Origin of the sequence: Mesorhizobium sp. CA12 (assembly GCF_020165255.1) — a bacterium.
GTDB lineage: Bacteria > Pseudomonadota > Alphaproteobacteria > Rhizobiales > Rhizobiaceae > Mesorhizobium.
Window position 1 is genome coordinate 213648 of sequence record NZ_JAIUHT010000001.1, and the last position, 22020, is coordinate 235667.

Consider the following 22020-nt stretch of genomic DNA (forward strand, 5'->3'; position numbering starts at 1 on the left):
GGTTTCGCCGCCGTACGGGACGGGCAGATGCCCGCCCGTCGTTGGGGCGGGCAGGAGCCCGCCCAGGTCGGGTGGGGAGACCCGCCTGGAACGGACAAGAGCCCGCCCGTTGTTAAGTCTTTCTTGGCCGCGCTGCCGCTAGGCTGTTCCTTCAAGACGGGGAGCCAAGGCAAGTGTCGGTCATCGTCACGGTCACGCTCGTGGCCGGCAATCTCGGACTGATCTTTCTTTTGATGACCGTGCCGCTCGGACTGCGCACGGTGACGGTCAGCCGCGTGATCAAGGCCGACCGCAATTGCCTTTGGCAGGCGCTGTGGCCGTTCGGCGGCGACGCCGGCTGGTCGGGCGAAATCCTTGCCGCCGAACCCCTGGATAGCGAAGGGACGGCGCTGATCCGGCTCTCCTGGGAAGGACGGGACGGCCGGCCGATCGACCGCAAGGCGCGGCTCGAGGATGTAAGGGAGGGAAGCTACTTCTCGATGACCGTCATCGAGGACACGGCGCTCGATCCCTCGTTCTGGGCGAACTATCGCGAGACCGCCGAGCTTGTGCCGGAAGGCGAGGCCGTGCGAGTGACGCTCACCCAGACCGACCGCTATCGCGGTGTCGCGTTCCTGATCTTCCGCTTCTTCGCCATGCGTCGCGAATTGCGCAAGCTCGACGTCTGGGCGGCGACGGGCACTTATCGCAGGGGCGGCTGGTTCGAGCATCCGCTGAGCCAGGTCGGCTTCGCCGTGCTTTCGGCTCTGATCCTGTGGCCGTTCTTCGGGCTCAATCTTGGCGGCCTGGCGCTGGCGGCGATCCTCACCTCGGTGGTCGCGCTGCACGAGCTTGGCCATATGGCCGCCTTCCGCCTGACGGGGCATCGCCGCGCGCGGATGATCTTCATTCCGCTGCTGGGCGGCATCGCCATCGGCGGCAGGCCCTATGACAGCCGCTTCGAAGTCGCCTTCGTGGCGCTTATGGGCGCCGGCTTCTCCGCCTTCCTGGTGCCGGTGCTGATCGCCGCCAGCGGCTTCGCCAATGGCGAAGGAAATCGGCTGGCCGCCATGCTTTTGGCCACGCTTGCCGGCTGCGCGTCGCTGTTCAACATCGCCAATCTGGGTGCCGGTGTGGAAATTCGACGGCGGCCAGGTGCTGCGCCAGATCTGCCCGGGGCCGGCCGCACTTGCGCTGGCGTCCTTTCTGCTTTTGTCGGCGCTTCTGGCGCTCGGCTGGCGGGCTGGTTTTTCGCCGGGCTTCCTGCTGATCGCCGGCGCGGTGTTCGCGATGCTGAGCCTGATCACCATGGGCAGCGGCGTGAAGCCGCGTCACGAGTTGAAGCCGATCAAAACCTTCGACCGGCTGGCCATGGCCGGCGCGCTGCTCGCCGTCTTTGCCATCCATGGCTACGGCATGCTGTGGGCCTCGGCGCAGCTCATGTAGGGTGTGTCGACATTCAGGTGAGGCCGGTCTGCAAATGGCGGCTTCCTGCGCTTCCGGTGCTCACGTACGAAAAGTACGCTCCGCTCCGGTTCTCGGACCCCGCCATTTTCGACTCGGCCTGACCTGAATCTCAACACACCCTAGGCGGAGCGGCTTAGCTAGCCTTGCGAGCGGGCTCAGCGACCGGAACGGCGGCAGGTCCGAACACATCCTCGAACGCAGCTTTCAGCGCGAGGTCGAGATCGGCCATGGTGACGGGCAGCCCGAGATCGACAAGGCTGGTCACGCCATGGTCCGAGACGCCGCAGGGCACGATGCCGCTGAAATGGCCGAGATCCGGCTCGACATTGATGGCGATGCCGTGAAAGCTCACCCAGCGCCGCAGCCGGATGCCGATGGCCGCGATCTTGTCTTCGGCGGGCGTGCCGTCCGGCAGGGCGGGCCGGTCCGGCCGCACCACCCAGACGCCGACGCGGTCCTCGCGCCGCTCGCCGCGCACGTTGAAGGCGGCGAGCGTGGCGATGATCCATTGCTCGAGCGCCGCGACGAAGGCGCGCACATCCTCGCGCCGGCGTTTCAGGTCGAGCATCACATAGGCCACGCGCTGGCCAGGACCGTGATAGGTATATTCGCCGCCGCGCCCGGCGGCAAAAACTGGAAACCGGTTGGGATCGATCAGGTCATCGATTCGCGCGCTGGTTCCGGCGGTGTAGAGCGGCGGATGCTCGACCAGCCAGACCATCTCGCCGGCGGCCCCGCTGCGGATCGCCTCGGCGCGCGCCTCCATGAAGGCGAGCGCATCCGGATAAGACGTGAGGCCGGGTTCGATCACCCATTCCACCGGCGCCGAACCAGGCAAAGGAAGGAACGACGTGGCGATCTGGCTGCGTTCTGTCATGGAACTTTCTCGATGCTCCTCTCATATGGCGGCAATCGGCCAAAACGTCCAGTTCCGCCAGTGTGAAGCCGAGCCGCGGAGGCTTGTGCCAGCCGCTTTGCCTGATGCACCTCGTCCTCCCAAAATCTCTGCGCACTTGTGGGCGATACGCATTCGCGAATATTCCGCTCGGCGCACTTGTTTCGCCGGAAACGATTTGCTACAGGCCCCGGGCCGGACGGTTCCGGCTCCTACCACGTGCGGTCGTGGCGGAATTGGTAGACGCGCAGCGTTGAGGTCGCTGTGGGGCAACCCGTGGAAGTTCGAGTCTTCTCGACCGCACCATTCTCCCCAAAAGCCTGTCGAATTTGGCATCGGCGAGCGATCGTTCTCGTCGCTGCCGGCGGTAGACCAAAGTGAAGCGGCGGCGGGCCATGAGACCGCACCGCCGCTGATGCTTGACGCGAGGCAATTCCGGCAACGGGCAAACCGAGCCTATCCCGTCCACCCCAGACCGGCCGAGATGCAGTTGATCGAGACGAGCAGGGCGTCGGTCGCCCGCCTTTGGTCTGCGCCTGTGCCTGCCCGAACTTCGCGCAGCAGATTGACCTGCAGCCGGTGGATGTCGTGCATCTGCCGGCGCAGATTGTCGAAACGCCTTTTGAACATCGGAAAGCGCGCGGAAAGGTCGCCTCCCGTAAGGTCGCCGATCAGGCGTCGCGTCAGCTCGTATTCGGCGGCGATGCGGGCGTGGATTCTTGCCGCCGCATCGCTGTCGGACACCAGGTCGGCATAGAGCCGTGCAATCTCCATGTCGGACTGGTAGAGCGTCTTTTCGGCCTCGTCGACGATCAGGCGGAAAAAGCGCGAGTGCTCGAACATGCGGGTCAGAAGCTCGCGCCCGGCCTCGCCGCGCACCGTGACGAACGCGCTCAGCGCGCTGCCGATGCCGTACCAGCCGGTCAAGAGATGTCGGTTCTGGCTCCAGGCGAACACCCATGGAATGGCGCGCAGGTCGGCAATGCCGCTGGCGCCGAAACGGCGATCCGGCCGTGAGCCCATTTTCAAGAGCGCCAGTTCGGCGACCGGGCTCGCCTGGTTGAAATAACCCAGGAAGCCCGGCTCGGCCATCAATCCGGCGTAGGACGCCTGCGACATGCCCGCCAGCGCTTCCAGCGCCTCGTCGAACTCCGGCGATTCCTTCGGCCCGGCATCGCCGGGCGATCGGATCCCGTGCGCCAACACGGCGGCGGCGAGAACCTCAAGCTGGTTGAGGCCGGTGCCGCGATTGGCAAATTTCGACGAAACGACCTCGCCCTGCTCGGTCACCCGCATGGATCCGGCGACGGTGCCCTGCGGCTGCGCCGCGATGGCGCGGCCGGTCGGCGCGCCGCCCCGGCTGACGGAGCCCCCGCGGCCGTGAAAGAAACCGATCCTGACCTTGTGCTTGCGGCCGATGGCGGCGAGGCGCTTCTGCGCCTTTGCCAGTTCCCAATTGGAAGCGAGGAATCCGCCATCCTTGTTGGAGTCCGAATAGCCAAGCATGATTTCCTGACGCGCGCCGAAATCGCGCACCGTGCGCCGCACCAGCGAGACGCCGAGCAGTTCGTTCAGGATGGCAGGGGCTGCCTGCAGGTCGGCGATGGTCTCGAACAACGGCACGACCCGCAGCCTGATCGAGCCGTCGCCGCCGGGCGCGGTAGAGAGCCCGCAATATTGAGCCAGCAGATAGACCGCGAGCAGATCGTCGGCCGAGCGGGTCATGCTGAGCACGAAAGGGCCGACCGCATCGGCATCCGCGCTGGATATTTGTTCGCGGATGACAGCGAATGTCGACAGCAGTTCACCTGCCTCCGGCGAGATTTGGCTTGCCTCGATCTCCAGCCGCTCGCCCTGGCTGAGCGCCGCGCGGATGCGCGCCGACCATTGCGGCGTGCCGGCGGCGATCGGATCGGCGGCGTCTATCAGCGCAAACAGCTCGGCCAGCACCCGATTGACGACTGTGGAGTTCTGCCGGATATCGAGCGAGACGGTGTGGAAGCCAAAGCTTCCGACCTGCCAAACGAGCGGCTGTATGAAACGCCTGGCGACCGCGCGGACGCCGATCGCTTCGAGGACTGAAGAGAGGGCGTTGAGATCGGCGCGAAACGCCTCCGCCGAGGGGTAGGCCGCCTTGCCGCCGTCACGCGTGGCGACCAGCCGGGCCAGCAGGGCCGAAGCGAACTGGCGCAGCGGTTCGTCAGGGTTGCGGGCGGCTATCTCTTGCGCCTCTCCACTCTTATCCAGCGCTGTCTGCAGCACCGGCCTGAAGCCGGCCGGCAGCTCGATGACGTTCGTGCTGGCGCTGAGCACCGACACCAGCCGCTGCAACTGCGCCAGATACCAGCCTATGGCGGTGTTGCGGTATTCGGCCATGGCGTAGGCGGTGACTTCGGCTGTCACATTCGGATTGCCGTCGCGGTCGCCACCGATCCAGGAGGCATAGCGCATGAAGGAAGGAATTCGGATCGGCTCGCCCGGATAGTGGCGCTCGCAGGCGCTCTGAAGCTTGCCATAGAGCTGTGGCGTTGCCTCAAAGATGACTTCGCGGAAGAAATGCAGTCCCCAGGCGATCTCGCGCTCGACCGTCGGTCGCTCCAGCCGCAGCTCGCCTGTCATCCACAGAAGCTCTATCTCGCTTTCCAGATCGGCGACCAAAAGATCGCGCTCGCGCGGCGCCCAGCGCGGCTGGTCGAGCTCGGTCAGCTTGCGATAGATGCGGCGGTGGATTTCCAGCACCGTGACGCGTTTGGCCTCCGTCGGATGCGCGGTCATGGTCGGGCCGACGCAAAGTTCGTCGAGAATTGCCTGGACATCGTCCGCCGAGTGGCCGCTGGCCGCCATCTCGGCAATCACGCTGGCGAAGGAGCCAGGCACTTCGTCGGCGCCTGCGCCTTGCTCGAGCTCGCGCCGGGCCCGCATGGCAAGCAACTCGTCGACAATGGTCAGCAACTGGAACCACACGCCGCTCGCCTGGAGCGCCGGGATGCGCTGCTCGGGAGCCAGCGAGACGAGTGACCTGCGTCCGTTCAGGACTGCGGCGATCTCGGGCTCGCGCGCGCTTGCGACCTGAAGCAGCAGGCGTAACAGCAAGCTGCGCTCGTCCTCACGAAACTTGATGGGTTTGCTCTGTTCCAAAGCCGCTTTCCCGATCGTCAGCCGATTTGCCGCTGCGCTGCTAAGCAGTTGTTTTCAGGCAATCCCGGACGGCCGCGGCGTACGTTTCCTGGGATTGCCCTTCATAGGGCAGCGCCGAGCGCACGGGCCGACGACCATCGGGGAGGCCGGCCCGAAACAGGCTTCACATCCTGTCGCGATTCTCGCCTGGTCTGCCGTCAAGCAGCCTTCTTCGTCCGCGCCAGCGTATCGGCCACCACCTCGCCGAAGGAGGCGGGGGTCGGCACGATGACGACGCCGGCTTCCTTCAGGATCTCGACCTTTTCCTGCGCCGACTCGCCGAAGGCGGAGATGATCGCGCCGGCATGGCCCATGCGGCGGCCCTTCGGCGCGGAGAGGCCGGCGATATAGGCGATCAGCGGCTTCCTCATATTATCGCGCGCCCAGATCGCGGCTTCGGCTTCCTGCGGGCCGCCGATCTCGCCGATCATCACCACGGCGTCGGTGTCGTCGTCGCGCTCGAAGAGCTGCAGGATGTCCTTGAAGGACGAGCCGTTGATCGGATCGCCGCCGATGCCGACGCTGGTCGACACGCCGATGCCCAGCGCCTTCATCTGCGAGGCCGCCTCGTAGCCCAGCGTGCCGGAACGGCCGACGATGCCAACGCGTCCCGGCAGATAGATGCTGCCCGGCATGATGCCCATCAGCGCCTGTCCGGGCGTGATGACGCCGGCGCAGTTCGGTCCGACGAGGCGCATGCGGTCCTCGAAGCGGTAGCGGCGCATGTAGCGCTTGACCTGCATCATGTCCTGCGAGGGGATGCCGTCGGTGATGCAGACGCAAAGCTTGATGCCGGCATCGGCGGCTTCCATGATCGAATCGGCGGCGAAGGGAGGCGGCACGAAGACGATGCTCGCCTCGGCGCGGGTCTCGCGCACGGCGCCCTTGACAGTGTTGAAGACGGGCAGGCCGAGATGCGTCTGGCCTCCCTTGCCGGGGGTGACGCCGCCGACCAGCTTGGTGCCGTAGCGCTTCATGTCGTCGGCATGGAAGCTGCCGATCTTGCCGGTGAAACCTTGCACGATGACGCGCGTGCTGCGGTTGAGCAGGATTGCCATTTCTCGACCTCCCTCAGGCTGCTTTTTTGTTCTTGGCGGCTTCGCGCCAGGCGGCGACGGCCTTTTCGGCGGCTTCGGCCAGCGTGTCGGCGACGATCACCGCCTCACCGGAATCGGCCAGGATCTTGCGGCCTTCCTCGACCTTGGTGCCGGAAAGGCGCACCACCAGAGGGACGTCGACGCCGACCTCGCGGATCGCCTTGATGACGCCTTCCGCCACCCAGTCGCAGCGGTTGATGCCGGCGAAGATGTTGACCAGGATGGTCTCGACATTCTTGTCGCCGAGCACCGCGCGGAAGGACTTTGCTACCCGCTCCGGTGAGGCGCCGCCGCCGATGTCAAGGAAGTTGGCCGGCTCGCCGCCAGCGATCTTGATCATGTCCATCGTCGCCATGGCCAGGCCGGCGCCGTTAATGATGCAGCCGATATTGCCTTCGAGCCCGACATAGGAGAGGCCGCGGTCGCTGGCGAAAGTCTCGCGCGGATCTTCCTGGCTCTTGTCGCGCAGCTCGGAAATTTCCGGGCGGCGAAACAGCGCGTTTTCGTCGAACGACATCTTGGCGTCGAGCGCGACCAGGCTACCGTCGCGCGTCACCACCAGCGGATTGATCTCCAGCATCGAGGCGTCGTAGTCGCGGAACACCTGGTAGCAGCCGAGGATGGTTTCGGTCGCCTTGCCGATCAGGTTGCTCTCGAGCCCGAGGCCGAAGGCGATTTCGCGCGCCTGGAAGCCCTGCATGCCGACGCCCGGATCGACGGTGGCGCGGATGATGGAATCAGGTTTTCTCTCGGAGATTTCTTCGATCTCCATGCCGCCGGCGGCCGACGCCACGATCATGACCCGCTCTTCCTTGCGGTCGAGGACGAAGCCGAGATAGAGCTCCTGCGCGATGTCGACGGCCTCCTCGAGATAAAGGCGCGAGATCAGCTTGCCGCGGGGGCCGGTCTGCTGGGTCACCAGCTTGCGCCCGAGCATGGCTTCTGCCGCGTTGGAGATCTCATCGTCGTTCGAGCAGAGCTTGATGCCGCCGGCCTTGCCGCGCGCGCCGGAATGGACCTGCGCCTTCAGCACCCATTTGGCGCCGCCGATCTCCCTGGCACGATAGGTCGCCTGTTCGGGGCTGTAGGCGAGGCCGCCGCGCGGCACGTGCACGCCGTGGCGGGCAAGCAGTTCCTTGGCCTGGTATTCGTGGATGTCCATCATGTCCTCCCGGTAATTTTTTAGTGCGCCGCGCTATGCGCCTGGCCAGCGCGCTCGATCGCCTCGCTCACCACCAGCACGTTGCGCGCCATGCGCTCCGACGCCGCGTCGATCATCTTGCCGTCGAGCGCCGCCGCGCCTTTGCCGAGCGCCTCGGCCTCCTTCAGCACCTCGAGGATACGCCTGGCCCGCGTGACTTCTTTCTCCGGCGGCGAGAACACATCGTTGGCCAGGGCGATCTGCGAAGGATGGATCGCCCATTTGCCTTCGATGCCGAGCGCCGCGGCACGCCTGGCGGCCGCGTTGTAGCCCTCCGGATCGGAGAAATCGCCGAATGGACCGTCGATCGCGCGCAGGCCGTAGGCACGGCATGCGACCGTCATGCGCGACAGGGCGAAATGCCACTGGTCGCCGGGATAATCGGGATTGAGGCCGCCGATGTTGACGGTGCGCGCCTTGTTGGACGCGGCATAATCGGCGACGCCGAAATGCATGGCTTCCAGCCGGCCCGGCGTGGCGGCGATCGCCTCGACATTGGCCATGCCCAGCGCCGTCTCGATCAACGCCTCGAGGCCGACACGGGTCTTGAAACCCTTGGCCATCTCGATCTGATTGACCATGGCCTCGACCATATAGAGGTCGGCCGGCACGCCGACCTTCGGCACCAGGATCGTGTCCAGCCGGTCGCCGGCCTGCTCCATGACGTCGACGACGTCGCGGTACATGTAATGCGTGTCGAGCCCGTTGATGCGCACCGAGACGGTCTTGCCCTTGGCGCGCCAGTCGATGTCGTTCAGCGCCTGGATGATGTTCTTGCGGGCGCGCTCCTTGTCGGGCGGCGCCACCGCATCCTCGATGTCGAGGAAGACGAAGTCGGCGGCGCTGTTGGCCGCCTTGTCGATCATCTCCGGGCTGGAGCCCGGAACCGCGAGCTCGCTGCGCTGCAGCCTCAGCTTCTTCAGATGGTTGATGGTGTGGCTCATGATGCGCTCCTCACGCCGCTCTGGCGACAGGCACGTCGGCCGTGCGGCGGAAGTGCTCGATTGCCGCCGCCATGCCCGAGCCGGGCGCCAGGCGCACGCCGCAATCGAGCAGCGCCATTTCGGCCGCCGACAGCGAGGCCAGCACCATCACCTCGTTCAGCCAGCCGAGATGGCCGATGCGGAAGACTTTGCCGGCCACCTTGTTGAGGCCGCCGCCGAGGGAGGTATTGTATTGCTGGTAGGCGCGCTTGACGACATTGGCGCTGTCGATGCCTTCCGGCACCAGGATGGCGCTGACCGTGTCGGAGTGCCATTGCGGTGTCTTGGCGCAGAGCTTCAGGCCCCAGGCGTCGACGGCCTTGCGCACGCCCTCGGCTAGGCGATGGTGGCGGGCGAAGATGTTCTCCAACCCTTCCTCGGCAATCAGGTCGAGCGAAGCGCGCAGGCCGCGCAGCAACTGGGTGGCCGGCGTATAGGGGAAATAGCCCGCGTCATTGGCGCGGATCATGTCCTCGAAGGAAAAGTAGCAGTGCCGGTGTGTCGCTACCCGCGAAGCGGCAAGCGCCTTCTTGCTGACCGACAGGAAGCCGAGGCCGGCCGGCAGCATGAAGCCTTTCTGCGAACCGCTGACGGCGCAATCGACGCCCCATTCCTCCTGGCGGAAGTCGATCGAGCCGATCGAGGAAACGCCGTCGACGAAGAGAAGGGCAGGATGGTTCGCCGCGTCGAGCGCGGCGCGGCAGCCGGCGACGTCGCTGGTGACGCCGGTCGCGGTCTCGTTCTGGGTGCAAAAGACAGCCTTGATGCGGTGCGCCTTGTCGGCCCGAAGCTTCTCGGCATAGAGCTCGAGCGGGACGCCAGTGCCCCATTCGCAATCGATGACATCGACATCGAAGCCGAGCCGCTCGGCCATGTCGACCCACAGATGCGAGAATTGGCCGAAGCGCGACATCAACACCCTGTCGCCGGGGCTGAGCACATTGGTCATCGCCGCCTCCCAGGCGCCGGTGCCCGAGGAGGGGTAGATGAAGACGCGGCCGGTCTCGTTCTTGAAGACCTTTTTGATGTCCTCGAACAGCGGTAGCGTCAGGTTGGGGAAGGAGGAGGCGCGCATATCCTCCATTGGGAGGTTCATGGCTTGCCGGACCTGTTCGGGAATGTTGGTGGGCCCCGGGATGAAAAGATGCGTGAACCCAGCCATGCGCGAAACTCCTCCGATCGTTGGGATAGTGGAGGCAGTTTCGTTTCGATGAGGCCTTGCAACAACACCTTGCCGGGTAAGTTGTTGGCCCTTGCGGGTGGGATGATCCTACCCGGTCGGCCTACCCCATAGGTGATTTGGAGGTGCGGCGTTTCTCGCTCGAATAGAGCGCGACGGCCATGGCGCGGTTGCGGACGTCCAGCTTGTCGTAGAGATTCTTCAGGTGATACTTCACCGTGTTCTCGGAAATCCCGGTCCGCGTTGCGATCTGCAAATTGGTCCAGCCGTCGGAAAGCACCGCCAGCAACTCGCGCTCGCGCACGGTGAGCCTGGACAACGGCGTGTCGTTGACCTTGTTGATGTCGATATAGGGAATGCAGATACGCCCGTGGGCGACCGCCAGGATCGTCTCGAAGATCACCGGCGGATCGTCGAACTGGAAGCAGTAGCCTTGAGCGCCCAGGCGCACGCATTGCTTCAGGATGCCGATGTCGTGGTCGTTGGAGAAGATCGCGATGCGCACGCCAAGCTCGCGGCTCTGGACTTCCGTAAGCACATCGGCGCCGTCCATGTCGGCCAGCTTCCAGCCGACGACGGCGACATCGAATTGCGTGGCGGCGGCCAGTTCCAGGAATTGCGCGCCGCTGTGCACGACACCGAGTAGATCGAAGCGGCTGTCGCATTCCAGCATCTCGCGCAGCGCCGAAACGACGAAAGGATTGCGTTCGGCGACGACCACGCGAACGCGCCGCTCGGCATTGCCCTCGTTCGTCTTTGCGGACTTGATGTTCAAGGCCAGCGTTGTCCTCGGAGCGATTGGCGATGCGCTGATCCTGCTGGATCATGCATCATGACAATTCTGCCTCAATAGGGAAGGGGTGCTCTTTCCCCAGCGACATGCGCTGTCGCGCCGGCTGAAGCGATTGTCGCACCCGCGACGCGGGCGCCGCGCGCTGCTTCCGGGAGGTTGCGAGGCGAAGGCGACCGTCCCATTTCCTTGGCTATTCCACGCGCTAGAGCGACATCGTTCCAAGACGAATCCTGTTGCCGCGCTATCTGCCGAACAGGGTTTGGATTTTCCGAAAAGCGGTTTCCCCTTTTCGGGATCATGCACTAGACCTCGTTTGGGGATTCCTCGTTGCGGGAGGCGCTGGTGGAAGGCCAGGACACACAGACGACCGGCGCCGCGCCCGCCGAGGGGCGCCACGCCGACATCTATGGCGAGGACGGCGTTGTTCGCGCCTCCTTCCTTGCCCAGATCGGCGCGGCGATCGCCGACCGCGATACGATCACCCTCAAGCGCGAGGTCGATGACCTGCACCAGTCGGAGCTCGGCGACGTGCTGGAGGCGCTTCATCCCGAACAGCGCCGGGCTTTGGTCGAACTGCTCGGCTCCGATTTCGACTTCTCCGCGCTGACCGAAGTCGATGAAGCGATCCGCCTCGACATCGTCGACAATCTGCCCAACGCGCAGATCGCGCAGGCGGTGCAGGAGCTCGATTCCGACGACGCCGTCTACATCCTCGAGGACCTTGAGAAGGAAGACCAGGACGAGATCCTGTCGCAACTGCCTTTCACCGAGCGCATCAGGCTCAGGCGCGCGCTTGACTATCCGGAAGAGACCGCCGGCCGGCGCATGCAGACCGAGTTTGTCGCCGTGCCTCCGTTCTGGACGATCGGCCAGACCATCGACTACATGCGCGAGGACAAGAACCTGCCCGAGCGCTTCAGCCAGATCTTCGTCATCGACCCGAGCTTCAAGCTGCTCGGCGCCATCGATCTCGACCAGATCCTGCGCAACAAGCGCGCGGTCAAGGTCGAGGACGTCATGCATGAGACCCTGCATGCGATCTCGGCCACCATGGACCAGGAAGAGGCGGCACGCGAGTTCGAGCAGTACAATTTGCTCTCCGCCGCAGTGGTCGACGAGAACGGGCGGCTGGTCGGCGTGCTGACCATCGACGACGTGGTCGACGTCATCCAGGAAGAGGCGGAAGAGGACCTTTTGCGCATGGGCGGCGTCGGCGACGAGGAATTGTCCGACACGGTGCTCGCCACGTCGCGCTCGCGCGTGCCCTGGCTGCTGGTCAATCTTGTGACCGCCTTCCTCGCGGCTTCGGTCATCGGCCTGTTCGACCGCACCATCGAGCATGTGGTGGCGCTGGCGGTGCTGATGCCGATCGTCGCCGGCATGGGCGGCAATGCCGGCTCGCAGACCATGACCGTCACCGTGCGCGCGCTGGCGACCAGGGACCTCGATATCTATAACGCCGCCCGCATCATCCGCCGCGAGGTCGGTGTCGGTTTCATCAACGGTGTGGTGTTTGCCGTGCTTATCGGCATGGTCGCCGGTTTCTGGTTCCGCGATCCCAATCTGGGCGGCATCATCGCGGCGGCGATGATCATCAACATGTTCGCGGCCGCCTTGGCCGGGATTCTCATCCCGCTGCTGCTTGACCGTTTCAAGATCGATCCGGCCGTGGCCTCCGCCGTCTTCGTCACCACCGTCACCGACGTCGTCGGCTTCTTTGCTTTCCTTGGCTTGGCTACCTGGTGGTTCAGCATTCGCTAAAGCAACAAAGCGCCGTTAATTGACTTTTACGTAAGTGCCGTGCGAGGGTTGCCGCGGGGTCACGTGCCGATTCCGGCGCTGGATGGGTATCATCGGAGGGAAGGGCGACGCTTCAAGCGGCGATGCCCGGGCTTGGGAGCGGGAATGCGGGAATATTACACGATCACCGAGCTGACGCGCGAGTTCGACGTGTCGACGCGAACATTGCGTTTTTACGAGGACGAGGGGCTGGTGCAGCCGGTAAGGCGCGGCCGCACGCGGCTGTTTCGGCCGTCGGACCGGCATCTCATCCGCCAGATCATGCGGGGAAAAAGGCTCGGCTTCTCGATCAACGAGATCCGCGAGATCATTCAGATGTACAAGGAGCCGCCCGGCGAGGTCGGCCAGCTCAAGCTGATGATCAAGCGCATCGAGGAGAAGCGCGAGGACCTGCGCCAGAAGCGGCGCGACCTGGAAGAGACGCTGGCCGAGTTGGACCAGGCCGAAGAGTCCTGCGTGGAGCGGCTGGCCGAGTTGGGCGTGAATACGTAGGGAGTCGAACGAATATTGGCGATTGGCCTGAGCCTCTGAATTTCGTCATCCTAGGGCGGAGCAAGGAGCGTAGCGACGCGCGCAGACCCTAGGATCCATGCCGTGGCGCTAAAGGCGTTGCAACGATTACAGAATTCTGCACCGTTGCACCTTACGTCATAGGTCACGGAATGGATCCTCGGGTCAAGCCCGAGGATGACGACGTCCGGAACGCTTAGGCTAATCGCAGGCCACTCAGGAAGCAGCCCTCAAATCCAGCGCCGCACCCTTTTTGCATAATCGCGGTATTTCTTGCCGAATTTCGCCGTCAGGATCTTTTCTTCCTTCTCGATCGCCAGTTTCTGCGTCGCGAAGGCGGCCAGGAAGGCGAAGAGCAGGAACCAGGCGATGCCGGTGATGAAGGCGACGCCGATCAGCAGCAGCGTGTTGGCGAGATACATCGGATTGCGGGTGATGCCGAAGGGGCCCGACGTCACCAGGTGATCGGGCTCGGCATTGGGGTCGAATGTCGTCTTGGCCCGCATCATGACGCGGATGGCCGTGACCCAGAGCATGGCGACGCCGAACAGCGCCACCCAGCCGACGCCGAACAGGAGATCGCCGAGAATGTCGCCGATCCAGGGCAGCGGGTAGAGCATGCCGAGGACGATGCTCGCCGCAATCGCCGCGACATAGATCACCGGCGGCCAGGGAATGATCCCGTGTCTGGGCTTTGTGATGCCCGTCATTGCTGCCCTCCCTCCATCTGGTCCTGCGTCGCGGCGGTGCAGGTCTCCGCCATGTCGGCCAGATGCGATTTCCAGACGCTGGACTGATCGTTGGCGTAGAGCTTGTCGAGTGACCCTTCGCCCTTCAGCGTGTCCAGCATGCAGCCACAATAGCTCGTACAGAACTTGCTGTCCCGCTGTTGTTCGCACTGCGCCTGGCAAGCCGGCAGGAAGCCGGCTTCCCGATCCTGAGGGACTGCCGGCATGACCTGCGAGAACAGCCACACCGAGCCGAACAAAAGCGGCTGGTGGATGAGGTAGAAGGCGAGGCTGTGCCGGCCGATGAAGGTCAGCGGCTTAGACCAGCGGCCGGGCAGCCACCTTCCCAGACGGGCGAGCAAGCCCGATGCGGAAGCGAGCTTCACCGTGGCGATGCCCGCAAGCACCGCGCCGAACCACGGGAAGAGCGGCACGTAGTCGTTGGAACGCGGGTTGGTGGCGGAAAGGCCCACCCACCACAGCGCCGGATGGTCGAAGAACTCCGACCGCAGATAGTAAGGGGCGGCAATGACCGCCGCGGCGATGATCGCCGTCACCAGCCAGGGCAGCGTTAGAAAGGCGAGGCCGAGCAGGCTCGCCAGCGCGATCTCATGCAGGATGCCGAAGAAGATGAACCCGTCCGGGGTGACGATGTAGGTGACTGCCGAGATGGCGGCCGCTGCGATGGCCACCATGGCAAAGCGCTTCCAGAAGCCTGGCCAACGGATCTGACGGCCGTGGGCGAGGAAGAGGCTGACGCCGACCAGAAACAGGAAAGTCGAGGCAATGCAGCGCGCGTAGAATTTCCACCAGCCGAAGGCGGTGAGGGCGGGCGCGGTGTAGCCGAAGTTTTCGAGGTCCCAGGTGAAGTGGTAGCTCGCCATCGCGATCAGCGCGATGCCGCGCAGGATGTCGATGGCCTGGATGCGGCCGTGCTTTGGCGCGTCCTGAACAGGGGCGCTCGTCGTTTGAAGGCTCATCATCTCGATCCGATTCAGTCCTGCCAAACGACTATCACGGTTCAAGTGGACGACAGAAGCAGGCGGCCATCAATGCGGTTCATGGCAGCCATGAAATTTCGCTTTAGGCCAGAGCTGGAAAGCCTTTGGCAGGCTTCGCTTTTCGGCCTCTCGGAGTCGGTTTCCTGCTACTGGCCGGCAGCTGGCCCGGCCAGATTCGGGCGCGGGATTCACGTTTCGGAGGGCCGATGTCCACCCATGTGCGCCATCCGATCTGGCTTCCGGCCCTGCGGCCGGCGGACGCGCGCACCTTCGCCTCACTCTATGCGGTTGAATCCTTCGCCCGCGCCACGATCTCCAGCGTGATCCCGATCCAGGCCTACGAGATCCTGCACAATGAGCGGATCGTCTCGGTCCTCTACACGATCGTGTCCCTGATGGGCCTCTCGGTCACGCTGTTCATGCCGGTGCTCATTCGCCGCTTCGCGCGGCGCTGGGTCTACACGGCAGGCTGCGTGCTGCTGGCGCTCGGCTCCGCCTTCTTCATCACCCACTCGCTGCCCGGCCAGATTGCCGGTATGCTGTGCCGCGTCATGGGGGCGAGCGCGCTGTCGATCACGCTCAACCTCTACATCATGGATCACATACGCAAGACCGACTTCATGCAGGCAGAATCGCTGCGCATGGCGTGGTCGATGTTCGCCTGGACCGGCGGGCCGACACTCGGCATCTTCCTCTACACCCATTTCGGCATCTATGCCGCGCATGGCGCGGTCGTCGTGTTTGCGTTGGCGCTGCTTTGCCTGTTCTGGTTCTACCGGTTGAGCGACAACCAGTCGATCCGGCCCGGCAAGTCGCGGCCCGCCAATCCACTTGCCAATATCGGCCGCTTCGTGAAACAGCCAAGGCTCAGGCTTGCCTGGCTGATCGCCTTCGGCCGCTCCTGTTTCTGGACGACGTTCTTCGTCTACGGCCCGCTGTTCATGGTGATCACCGGCCAGGGTGAGCTCGCCGGCGGCTTGCTGGTTTCGGCCGGCAACGCGCTCCTGTTCGCGGCGATCTTCTGGGGCAGGGCCGGCAAGCGCTTCGGCGGGCGCAAGGTCATGACTTTCGCCTATTTCGCCATGTCGGCCATGTTGTTTGCCGCGGGCGCAATCGGCGAGGCGGCGCCGTTGCTCACCGGCGCGCTGCTGCTTTGCGGCGCGCTCTTCACCATCGCGCTCGACGCGCTCGGCTCGACCGCCTTCATGCGCTCGGTGCGCGCTTACGAGAAGGCGCAGATGGCAGCGGTCTACCGCACCTATCTCGATTTCTCCGAGCTGACGCCGCCGCTCGTCTATTCGGTGGTGCTCGCCTTCTTCGGCCTCGGCTCGGTGTTCGTCACGCTCGGCATCCTGGCCGCCTTCTGCGGCTTCGTCATCTGGCGCTACCTGCCGAAGGCGTTTTGAACGCCGCGTGACGACCGCGCACCCAATCGTGGAAGCGGTGCAGATCGTATTCCTCCGGCATCAGCACTCCGGCCTCGTGGCGCATCGAGCGCAGCCCCTTCTGGTTGATCTCGCAGATCACGGCGTCTTCTTCGAGCACCTGGGTGAAGAAGGCGACGATGTTTTCGACATCGGTCTCAGCCAACGCTTCCGGGGCGAACAGCCATTCGGCGGTGAGCTCGGTCTGCTCGGGACCGAGCGGTGCGAGCCGCACGGTGCGCATGTAATCGACATGGCCGACGATGAACATCGACGGCAGCGAGGTGGCGTAGGTCTGGCCGGCGGCGCGTTCGGCCGGCGTCAGGCCGGAAAAGACCGGGCCATGGACATGGCCGTCCTTGGACCAGGTTTCGGCGCCGGGGCGCAACCGGCCGGAGAATTCCGGCGCGTCATTGTCGGCGTGGCGCGCCCATTCGGGATCGTCATGCCTGGCCATCAAGCCGCGGCCATAGATCGGCACCAGTCGCGACAAGTCCTTATGCACGCCCGGGCAGTGCAGGCATTCGTTGAAGTTCTCCCAGAAAATCTTCCAGTTGCAGTTCATCACCTTGGTGAGCCGGTGGCCGGTGACGAGGCCTTCCAGCGGCCAGTTGGAAAGATCGCCGGAGGCGCGGTCAAAGGCGCTTTCCGCCGAGCCGTCGGGATGCTCGGCGAGATTGACGAAGACGAAACCGCGCCAAACCGAGAGCGCCACGCGATAGAGCGGATAATCGGCCTTGTCGAAGCCCTCGGGCAGCGATTTCGACGGCACACGCACGAGATCGCCGCGCAGCGAATAGGACCAGGCGTGATAGGGGCAGGTCAGCAGCCTGGCTTTCAGCCGCCCGGCGCTCTCCTGACAAAGCTGCGAGCCGCGATGCCTGCAGGTGTTGTGGAAGGCGCGCAAGGCGCCGGTCTCGTCGCGCAGCACGACCATCTCCTGGCTGCCGATGCGGAACGTTCGGAAGGAGAGGGGCTCGGCGATATCGGCCTCGCGGCAGACCATCAGCCAGTTTCGATACCAGATCGCCTCCAGATCGTGCCGATACTCGTCGGCGTCCCAATAGGCGGCGGACGGCAAGGTCGGCTGGAGGGTGGTCAGGCCGTTGTAGGGGGCGCGCTCGCTCGGATCGGGCTGCATCGGCTACTCCGTGGCTGCCAGCAGCCGACACCCGGGCCAAGGAGTTGTCAACCGCGAGGCGGCCGCATAGTTTCGTTCGCGCAGGAACCTTAAGGTCGCGCGCATGCTGCCAAGAACCATGTCGCTTACCGAGGAACTGGTCGCTCGCTGCTTCCGCGCGGTCGAGGATGCGGGACCGGATCCCGATGCGGCGCATCTGGATGACAGCGACTATGCGGCGATGACGCGTGAGCTGGAGGCTCAACTCCTGGCCAACGAACCGCTCTGGCTGTTTGGCTACGGCTCTCTGATCTGGAAGCCCGAGATCGAGCATGTCGAGGAGCGTGTGGCGCTGCTGCGCGGCTGGCACAGATCCTTTTGCATGAACATGACGCGTTGGCGCGGCACCAAGGAAAGTCCGGGCCTGATGATGGCGCTTGACCGTGGCGGACAATGCAAGGGCGTCGCCTTTCGGCTCGGCGACGGCGACAGGCGCGAGCAACTCGACAAGATCCTGCGGCGAGAGGTGACACTGAAGCCGACCAGCTATCATCCGCGCCTGCTCGATATGACGAGCGATGGCGGCCCGCTGCGGGCGCTGGCCTTCGTCATCAACCGCCAGGGCACCACCTATGCCGGTCCATTAAGCGAGGAAGCGGTTGTCGAAAGGCTGGCGACCTCCTGCGGCCATTGGGGCTCGGGCGCCGACTATCTCTACAACACTGTGAAGAATCTCGAGCAGCGCGGCATCCACGATACGCATTTGTGGCGGCTGCAGCAGCTGGTCGCGGCGCGGATTGCCGGCTCGTAGCACCGCAAGTCGTGCCGCAATCGCGCCGGGCGGTGGCGGAATTGGGTTTGCCGGTGGTTGCGCTTCTGCCTAAGGTTCGCGCACCGTCGGCCTCTGGGCCGCGACACGATTCCAACCTGGAAGGCAAGAATGACCGGCGCGACAGCCGCGAGCGGCAATAGAGCTTCCGATGGGAAGCTGACCTTCATCCTGGGCGGTGCCCGTTCGGGCAAGAGCATGCATGCCGAGGCGCTGACAACCGCCCATCCATCGCCCTGGACCTACATTGCCACGGCGCAGGCCTATGACGACGAAATGCGCGAGCGCATCGCGCTGCATCGGTCGCGGCGCGGCGAAGGCTGGGTCACCGTCGATGCGCCGCTCGATTTGGTGGGCGCCATCGAGGCTTTGCCGACCCACCAACCTGTGCTGATCGATTGCCTGACATTGTGGCTCACCAACCACATGCTGGCCGAACATGACGTCCAGGCCGAATGCCGGGGGCTCAAGGATGCGCTGTCGCGGCCGCGCGGGCAGTGGTTCGTGGTCTCCAACGAAGTCGGATTGGGCATCGTGCCCGACAACGCGCTGGCGCGCCGGTTCCGCGACGCCGCGGGCCGGCTCAACCAGCAGGTGGCGGCCGCTGCCGACAGCGTTCTCATGATGGTGGCGGGATTGCCACTCAAGGTGAAGTGACATGGCCGAAATCGAAGACAAGACCATTGACGACAAGGACGCCGAGCGCCACCGCGCCAAGATGGCCAAGCGCAAGGCGGTGCAGGATGCCGAAGTGGCCGGCAAGACGGTTGAAAAGGGGCTGCTGATCGTCAACACCGGGCCGGGCAAGGGCAAGACCACGGCCGCCTTCGGCTTGGCGCTGAGAATGCTGGGCTATGGCAAGCGCGTCGGCGTCGTGCAGTTCATCAAGGGCAAATGGCATACCGGCGAGAAGGATGCTTTCGCGGCCTTCGGCGACCGAGTCGTGTGGCATGCGATGGGCGAGGGTTTTACCTGGGAGACGCAGGACCTGAAACGCGACATCGCCGCCGCCGAAGCCGCCTGGGCCAAGGCATTGGAGCTGATGGCCGATCCCTCGATGAGCCTCGTGGTGCTCGACGAGCTCAACATCGCGCTGCGCTACGACTATCTCGACCTGGAAAAGGTGGTCGCGGCGCTGAAGGCGCGCCGGGGCGACCTGCATGTGATCGTCACCGGCCGCAACGCCAAGCCGCTGCTTGTCGAGGCGGCCGATCTCGTCACCGAGATGGGGCTGACCAAGCACCATTTCGCCGCCGGCGTGAAGGCGCAGCAGGGAATTGAGTTTTAGCCGCCGATCAAGATGGTCAGGTAGATCACGATCGCCGAGACGACCGCGAATAGGCCGAGCAGCAGCCAGTCGGCTACGCGATAGAGCTTGAGCGCCTGGCGGATGTCGGTGCTTTCGGCCTCGCGGCGGCCGCCTTCGCCCATGAAGGCATCCTCGACGACTTCGCCGCCATAGCTGCGCGGTCCGGCGAGGGACAGCCCCAGCGCGCCGGCCATCGCCGCCTCCGGCCAGCCGGCATTGGGCGAACGGTGCTTCCTCGCGTCGCGGCGCATGACATGCCAGGCGGAGTGCGGATCGGCGCCCGGGACGAGAAAGGCCGCCAGCACGATGAGCAGGCCGGTCAGCCGCGATGCGGGCAGGTTGACCAGATCGTCGAAACGGGCGGCAGCACGGCCGAAGGCTTCGTATTTCGGCGTGCGGTGGCCGATCATCGAATCGGCGGTGTTGGCGGCTTTGTAGGCAGCACCTCCGCCCAGTCCGCCGATGCCGGTCCAGAAGGCGGGCGCAACAATGCCGTCCGAAAAATTCTCGGCCAGGCTTTCGATCGCGGCACGCGCGACACCGCCCTTGTCGAGCTTTTCCGGATCGCGGCCGACAATGCGCGATACTGCGATGCGGCCGAGGGTCAGGCCGCCGGTCTCCAACGCATCGGCGACGTCCTCGACATGCTCCGCGAGGCTCTTCTGCGACAGCAGCGAGGAACCGAGGATGGCGGCGATGACGAGGCCCGTAGGGAACATCATCCAGAGCAGGACATGCAGCGCCAAGCCGATCAGGCCGGGCACCAGCAGAATGACGAGCAGGGCCTGGACGCCGCGTCGGCGACGCAATTCGTCGGAATCCGTAGCGTGGTTGAGCCGGCGATCGAGAAAGGATATCAGCCTGCCGATCCAGGTGACCGGATGGCCGATGGCGGCGAACAGCCAGTCCGGGTAGCCGAGGGAGCGTTCGATGGCGAGTGATAGGAAAGCGATCAGGACGGACATGAAACTTCTAAGCGGAGCGATTGCAGCGGTTGATCATGGCGGCAGCCTTGGCCGGGCAAACGCGCTTTTTCCTCATGCGCCAAAACCTTTCGTGGACCTCTCGACAGGTATCAATCCGCACTCCTATCCGCTTTTCGACCTGCCCGCCACAGCGCTGTCCCGATTGCCGGAGGCAGGACAACTGTGCGAATTGGCCGAAATTGCGGCCAGGGCCTATGGCGCGCCGTCGGCGGCGCATGTGGCGGCGGCGCCCGGCACGCAGATTCTCCTGCCGCGCGTCGCTTCGCTGCTGCGGCCCGGCAAGGCGCTGGTGCTCGGCCCAACCTATGCCGAACATGCCCGGGCCGCGGCTATCGCCGGCCATGCGGTCGCGGAGGTCAGCGATTTCGACGCGCTGGCCGAGGCGGACCTTGCGGTGCTGGTCAATCCCAACAATCCGGACGGGCGGGTGATCGAAAAGGCGCGCCTGCTCAAGCTCGCGGCGCGACTTCGCGCCAAGGGCGGGCTGCTGGTCGTCGACGAGGCCTTCATGGATGTCGGCCCGACTGAGCAAAGCCTGGCCGGCGATGTCGGGCAGGGCGGCATCGTCGTGCTGCGCTCGTTCGGCAAGTTTTTCGGCCTCGCCGGTGTGAGACTCGGCTTTGCATTGGCGGATCCGCTGACGGCCGAGCGGCTGGATGCGCAGCTGGGGCCCTGGGCGGTCGCCGGCCCGGCGCTCGAATATGGCATCCGCGCCTTGTCGGATGCGGCGTGGCAGGCCGATATGCGGCAACGCCTGGCGCAGGATGCCGGGCGGCTCGACGCGCTGCTTGGCCGATTCGATGTTCCGGTCGCCGGCGGCACCAGCCTGTTCCGCTATCTGTCGTTTCCCGGGGCCGCAGGCCTTTTTTCGGCACTTGGCTCGAGCGGCGTGCTGGTCCGCCATTTTGCCGAGCGGCCTCAAGTGCTGCGTGTCGGTTTGCCGGGCGATGAAGCGCAATGGCAACGCCTCGAAGGCGCCCTTGCCACGTGGGCCGCGCGGCGCAAGGATGCGCCAAAGGAGTTCGGGCAATGATCCACGTCTGTTCGCTGTCGAAGGTCGACGAGGCCGTGGCAAGGACCGGTGCGCAGCGGTTGTTGTCGCTGCTCGCCGCAGGCACCGAAGTGGTCCGCCCGGCCTCGATCCTGGCGGAAAACCACCTGCATCTGGTCATGCACGACATCGCTGTCGCGCAGGAAGGCATGACGATGCCCGGCGAGGAGCATGTGCGGGCCTTGCTCGATTTCGCCTATCGCTGGGACCGGGTAAAGCCGCTGGTGGTGCATTGCTATGCCGGCGTCAGCCGCTCGACGGCGTCGGCCTACATCATCGCCGCAGCGCTGGCGCCCAAGCGTGACGAGATGGAGCTCGCCCGAACGCTGCGCTTTCTCTCGCCGACGGCTACGCCCAATCCGCGGCTGATCGCCGTCGCCGACACGCTGCTTGAGCGCGACGGCCGCATGATCGCGGCGATCGAGGCCATCGGGCGCGGCGCCGACGCGTTCGAAGGGATACCCTTCGAACTGGGGATCGACGCCTAAGT

20 protein-coding genes and 1 tRNA gene are annotated in these 22020 nt (G+C 64.9%); 10 read left to right on the forward strand and 11 right to left on the reverse strand.

Annotated elements, in window-relative coordinates:
* The first annotated feature begins 173 nt into the window (after window positions 1–173).
* On the forward strand, window positions 174–1547 hold the full coding sequence (locus LB520_RS00995; protein WP_224636091.1) for a site-2 protease family protein: 1374 nt from the start codon (window positions 174–176) through the stop codon (window positions 1545–1547).
* 32 nt (window positions 1548–1579) lie between these two features.
* Here LB520_RS00995 and lipB read toward each other — a convergent pair whose 3' ends face one another.
* On the reverse strand, window positions 1580–2323 hold the full coding sequence (lipB, locus tag LB520_RS01000; RefSeq protein ID WP_224601938.1) for a lipoyl(octanoyl) transferase LipB: 744 nt from the start codon (window positions 2321–2323) through the stop codon (window positions 1580–1582).
* 239 nt (window positions 2324–2562) lie between these two features.
* On the opposite strand from lipB, the gene LB520_RS01005 reads away from it, so the two are divergent.
* Window positions 2563–2647, forward strand: a tRNA-Leu gene (locus LB520_RS01005).
* Between the two features lie 150 nt (window positions 2648–2797).
* Here LB520_RS01005 and LB520_RS01010 read toward each other — a convergent pair.
* The 6 genes from LB520_RS01010 to LB520_RS01035 all read right to left on the reverse strand — a co-directional run bounded on the left by LB520_RS01010 (window position 2798) and on the right by LB520_RS01035 (window position 10754).
* Entirely contained in the window at window positions 2798–5434 is a 2637-nt protein-coding gene (locus LB520_RS01010) for a phosphoenolpyruvate carboxylase (RefSeq protein ID WP_224636092.1), read from the reverse strand.
* 242 nt (window positions 5435–5676) lie between these two features.
* Window positions 5677–6576, reverse strand: coding sequence for a succinate--CoA ligase subunit alpha (gene sucD, locus LB520_RS01015; protein WP_095764879.1), 900 nt, complete (start codon window positions 6574–6576; stop codon window positions 5677–5679).
* A gap of 13 nt (window positions 6577–6589) precedes the next feature.
* Window positions 6590–7777: a malate--CoA ligase subunit beta gene (locus LB520_RS01020; RefSeq protein WP_224636094.1), complete on the reverse strand. Its 1188-nt coding sequence runs from the start codon at window positions 7775–7777 to the stop codon at window positions 6590–6592.
* 20 nt (window positions 7778–7797) lie between these two features.
* The gene (locus LB520_RS01025) at window positions 7798–8760 is read right to left on the reverse strand and encodes an HpcH/HpaI aldolase/citrate lyase family protein (RefSeq protein ID WP_095764881.1); all 963 of its coding nucleotides are present in this window, start codon (window positions 8758–8760) and stop codon (window positions 7798–7800) included.
* A 10-nt stretch (window positions 8761–8770) separates the two neighbouring features.
* Window positions 8771–9961 carry an aminotransferase class V-fold PLP-dependent enzyme gene (locus LB520_RS01030; RefSeq protein WP_224636095.1) on the reverse strand — a complete coding sequence of 397 codons (1191 nt, stop codon included), beginning with the start codon at window positions 9959–9961 and terminating at the stop codon, window positions 8771–8773.
* Between the two features lie 121 nt (window positions 9962–10082).
* Window positions 10083–10754 carry a response regulator transcription factor gene (locus LB520_RS01035; RefSeq protein WP_224636096.1) on the reverse strand — a complete coding sequence of 224 codons (672 nt, stop codon included), beginning with the start codon at window positions 10752–10754 and terminating at the stop codon, window positions 10083–10085.
* 360 nt (window positions 10755–11114) lie between these two features.
* On the opposite strand from LB520_RS01035, the gene mgtE reads away from it, so the two are divergent.
* Window positions 11115–12533: a magnesium transporter gene (gene mgtE, locus LB520_RS01040; RefSeq protein WP_224636097.1), complete on the forward strand. Its 1419-nt coding sequence runs from the start codon at window positions 11115–11117 to the stop codon at window positions 12531–12533.
* A gap of 144 nt (window positions 12534–12677) precedes the next feature.
* On the forward strand, window positions 12678–13064 hold the full coding sequence (locus tag LB520_RS01045; protein ID WP_027168973.1) for a MerR family transcriptional regulator: 387 nt from the start codon (window positions 12678–12680) through the stop codon (window positions 13062–13064).
* Window positions 13065–13312: 248 nt separating this feature from the next.
* On the opposite strand, the gene LB520_RS01050 is transcribed toward LB520_RS01045, so the two are convergent.
* The gene (locus LB520_RS01050) at window positions 13313–13792 is read right to left on the reverse strand and encodes a methyltransferase family protein (RefSeq protein WP_224636098.1); all 480 of its coding nucleotides are present in this window, start codon (window positions 13790–13792) and stop codon (window positions 13313–13315) included.
* On the reverse strand, window positions 13789–14790 hold the full coding sequence (locus tag LB520_RS01055) for a heparan-alpha-glucosaminide N-acetyltransferase (RefSeq protein WP_224636099.1): 1002 nt from the start codon (window positions 14788–14790) through the stop codon (window positions 13789–13791). Before LB520_RS01055 ends, LB520_RS01050 begins: the two co-directional genes overlap by 4 nt.
* Window positions 14791–15017: 227 nt before the next feature.
* Here LB520_RS01055 and LB520_RS01060 point away from each other — a divergent pair, with 227 nt between their 5' ends.
* A complete protein-coding gene (locus LB520_RS01060) occupies window positions 15018–16217 on the forward strand; it encodes an MFS transporter (protein ID WP_224636100.1) in 1200 nt (399 codons plus the stop codon).
* Here the strand turns inward: LB520_RS01060 and LB520_RS01065 are convergent.
* Window positions 16186–17376, reverse strand: a complete 1191-nt coding sequence (locus LB520_RS01065) for an aromatic ring-hydroxylating oxygenase subunit alpha (protein ID WP_224636101.1) — start codon at window positions 17374–17376, stop codon at window positions 16186–16188. The genes LB520_RS01060 and LB520_RS01065 overlap by 32 nt on opposite strands.
* Before the next feature lie 103 nt (window positions 17377–17479).
* Between LB520_RS01065 and LB520_RS01070 the strand changes: the two genes are divergently transcribed.
* From LB520_RS01070 to cobO, 3 genes are all read left to right on the forward strand, one after another.
* Window positions 17480–18166, forward strand: coding sequence for a gamma-glutamylcyclotransferase (locus LB520_RS01070; RefSeq protein ID WP_224522743.1), 687 nt, complete (start codon window positions 17480–17482; stop codon window positions 18164–18166).
* Between the two features lie 129 nt (window positions 18167–18295).
* Window positions 18296–18841 carry a bifunctional adenosylcobinamide kinase/adenosylcobinamide-phosphate guanylyltransferase gene (cobU, locus tag LB520_RS01075; RefSeq protein WP_224636102.1) on the forward strand — a complete coding sequence of 182 codons (546 nt, stop codon included), beginning with the start codon at window positions 18296–18298 and terminating at the stop codon, window positions 18839–18841.
* A gap of 1 nt (window position 18842) precedes the next feature.
* A complete protein-coding gene (cobO, locus tag LB520_RS01080; RefSeq protein ID WP_095764889.1) occupies window positions 18843–19472 on the forward strand; it encodes a cob(I)yrinic acid a,c-diamide adenosyltransferase in 630 nt (209 codons plus the stop codon).
* Here the strand turns inward: cobO and cbiB are convergent.
* A complete protein-coding gene (gene cbiB, locus LB520_RS01085; RefSeq protein WP_224636103.1) occupies window positions 19469–20458 on the reverse strand; it encodes an adenosylcobinamide-phosphate synthase CbiB in 990 nt (329 codons plus the stop codon). The two genes, cobO and cbiB, sit on opposite strands and share 4 nt — an antisense overlap.
* Here cbiB and cobD point away from each other — a divergent pair.
* On the forward strand, window positions 20457–21512 hold the full coding sequence (cobD, locus tag LB520_RS01090) for a threonine-phosphate decarboxylase CobD (protein ID WP_224636105.1): 1056 nt from the start codon (window positions 20457–20459) through the stop codon (window positions 21510–21512). The two genes, cbiB and cobD, sit on opposite strands and share 2 nt — an antisense overlap.
* Window positions 21509–22018 carry a tyrosine phosphatase family protein gene (locus LB520_RS01095; protein WP_224636106.1) on the forward strand — a complete coding sequence of 170 codons (510 nt, stop codon included), beginning with the start codon at window positions 21509–21511 and terminating at the stop codon, window positions 22016–22018. The genes cobD and LB520_RS01095 overlap by 4 nt, the downstream gene beginning before the upstream one ends.
* The last annotated feature ends 2 nt before the right edge of the window (window positions 22019–22020 follow it).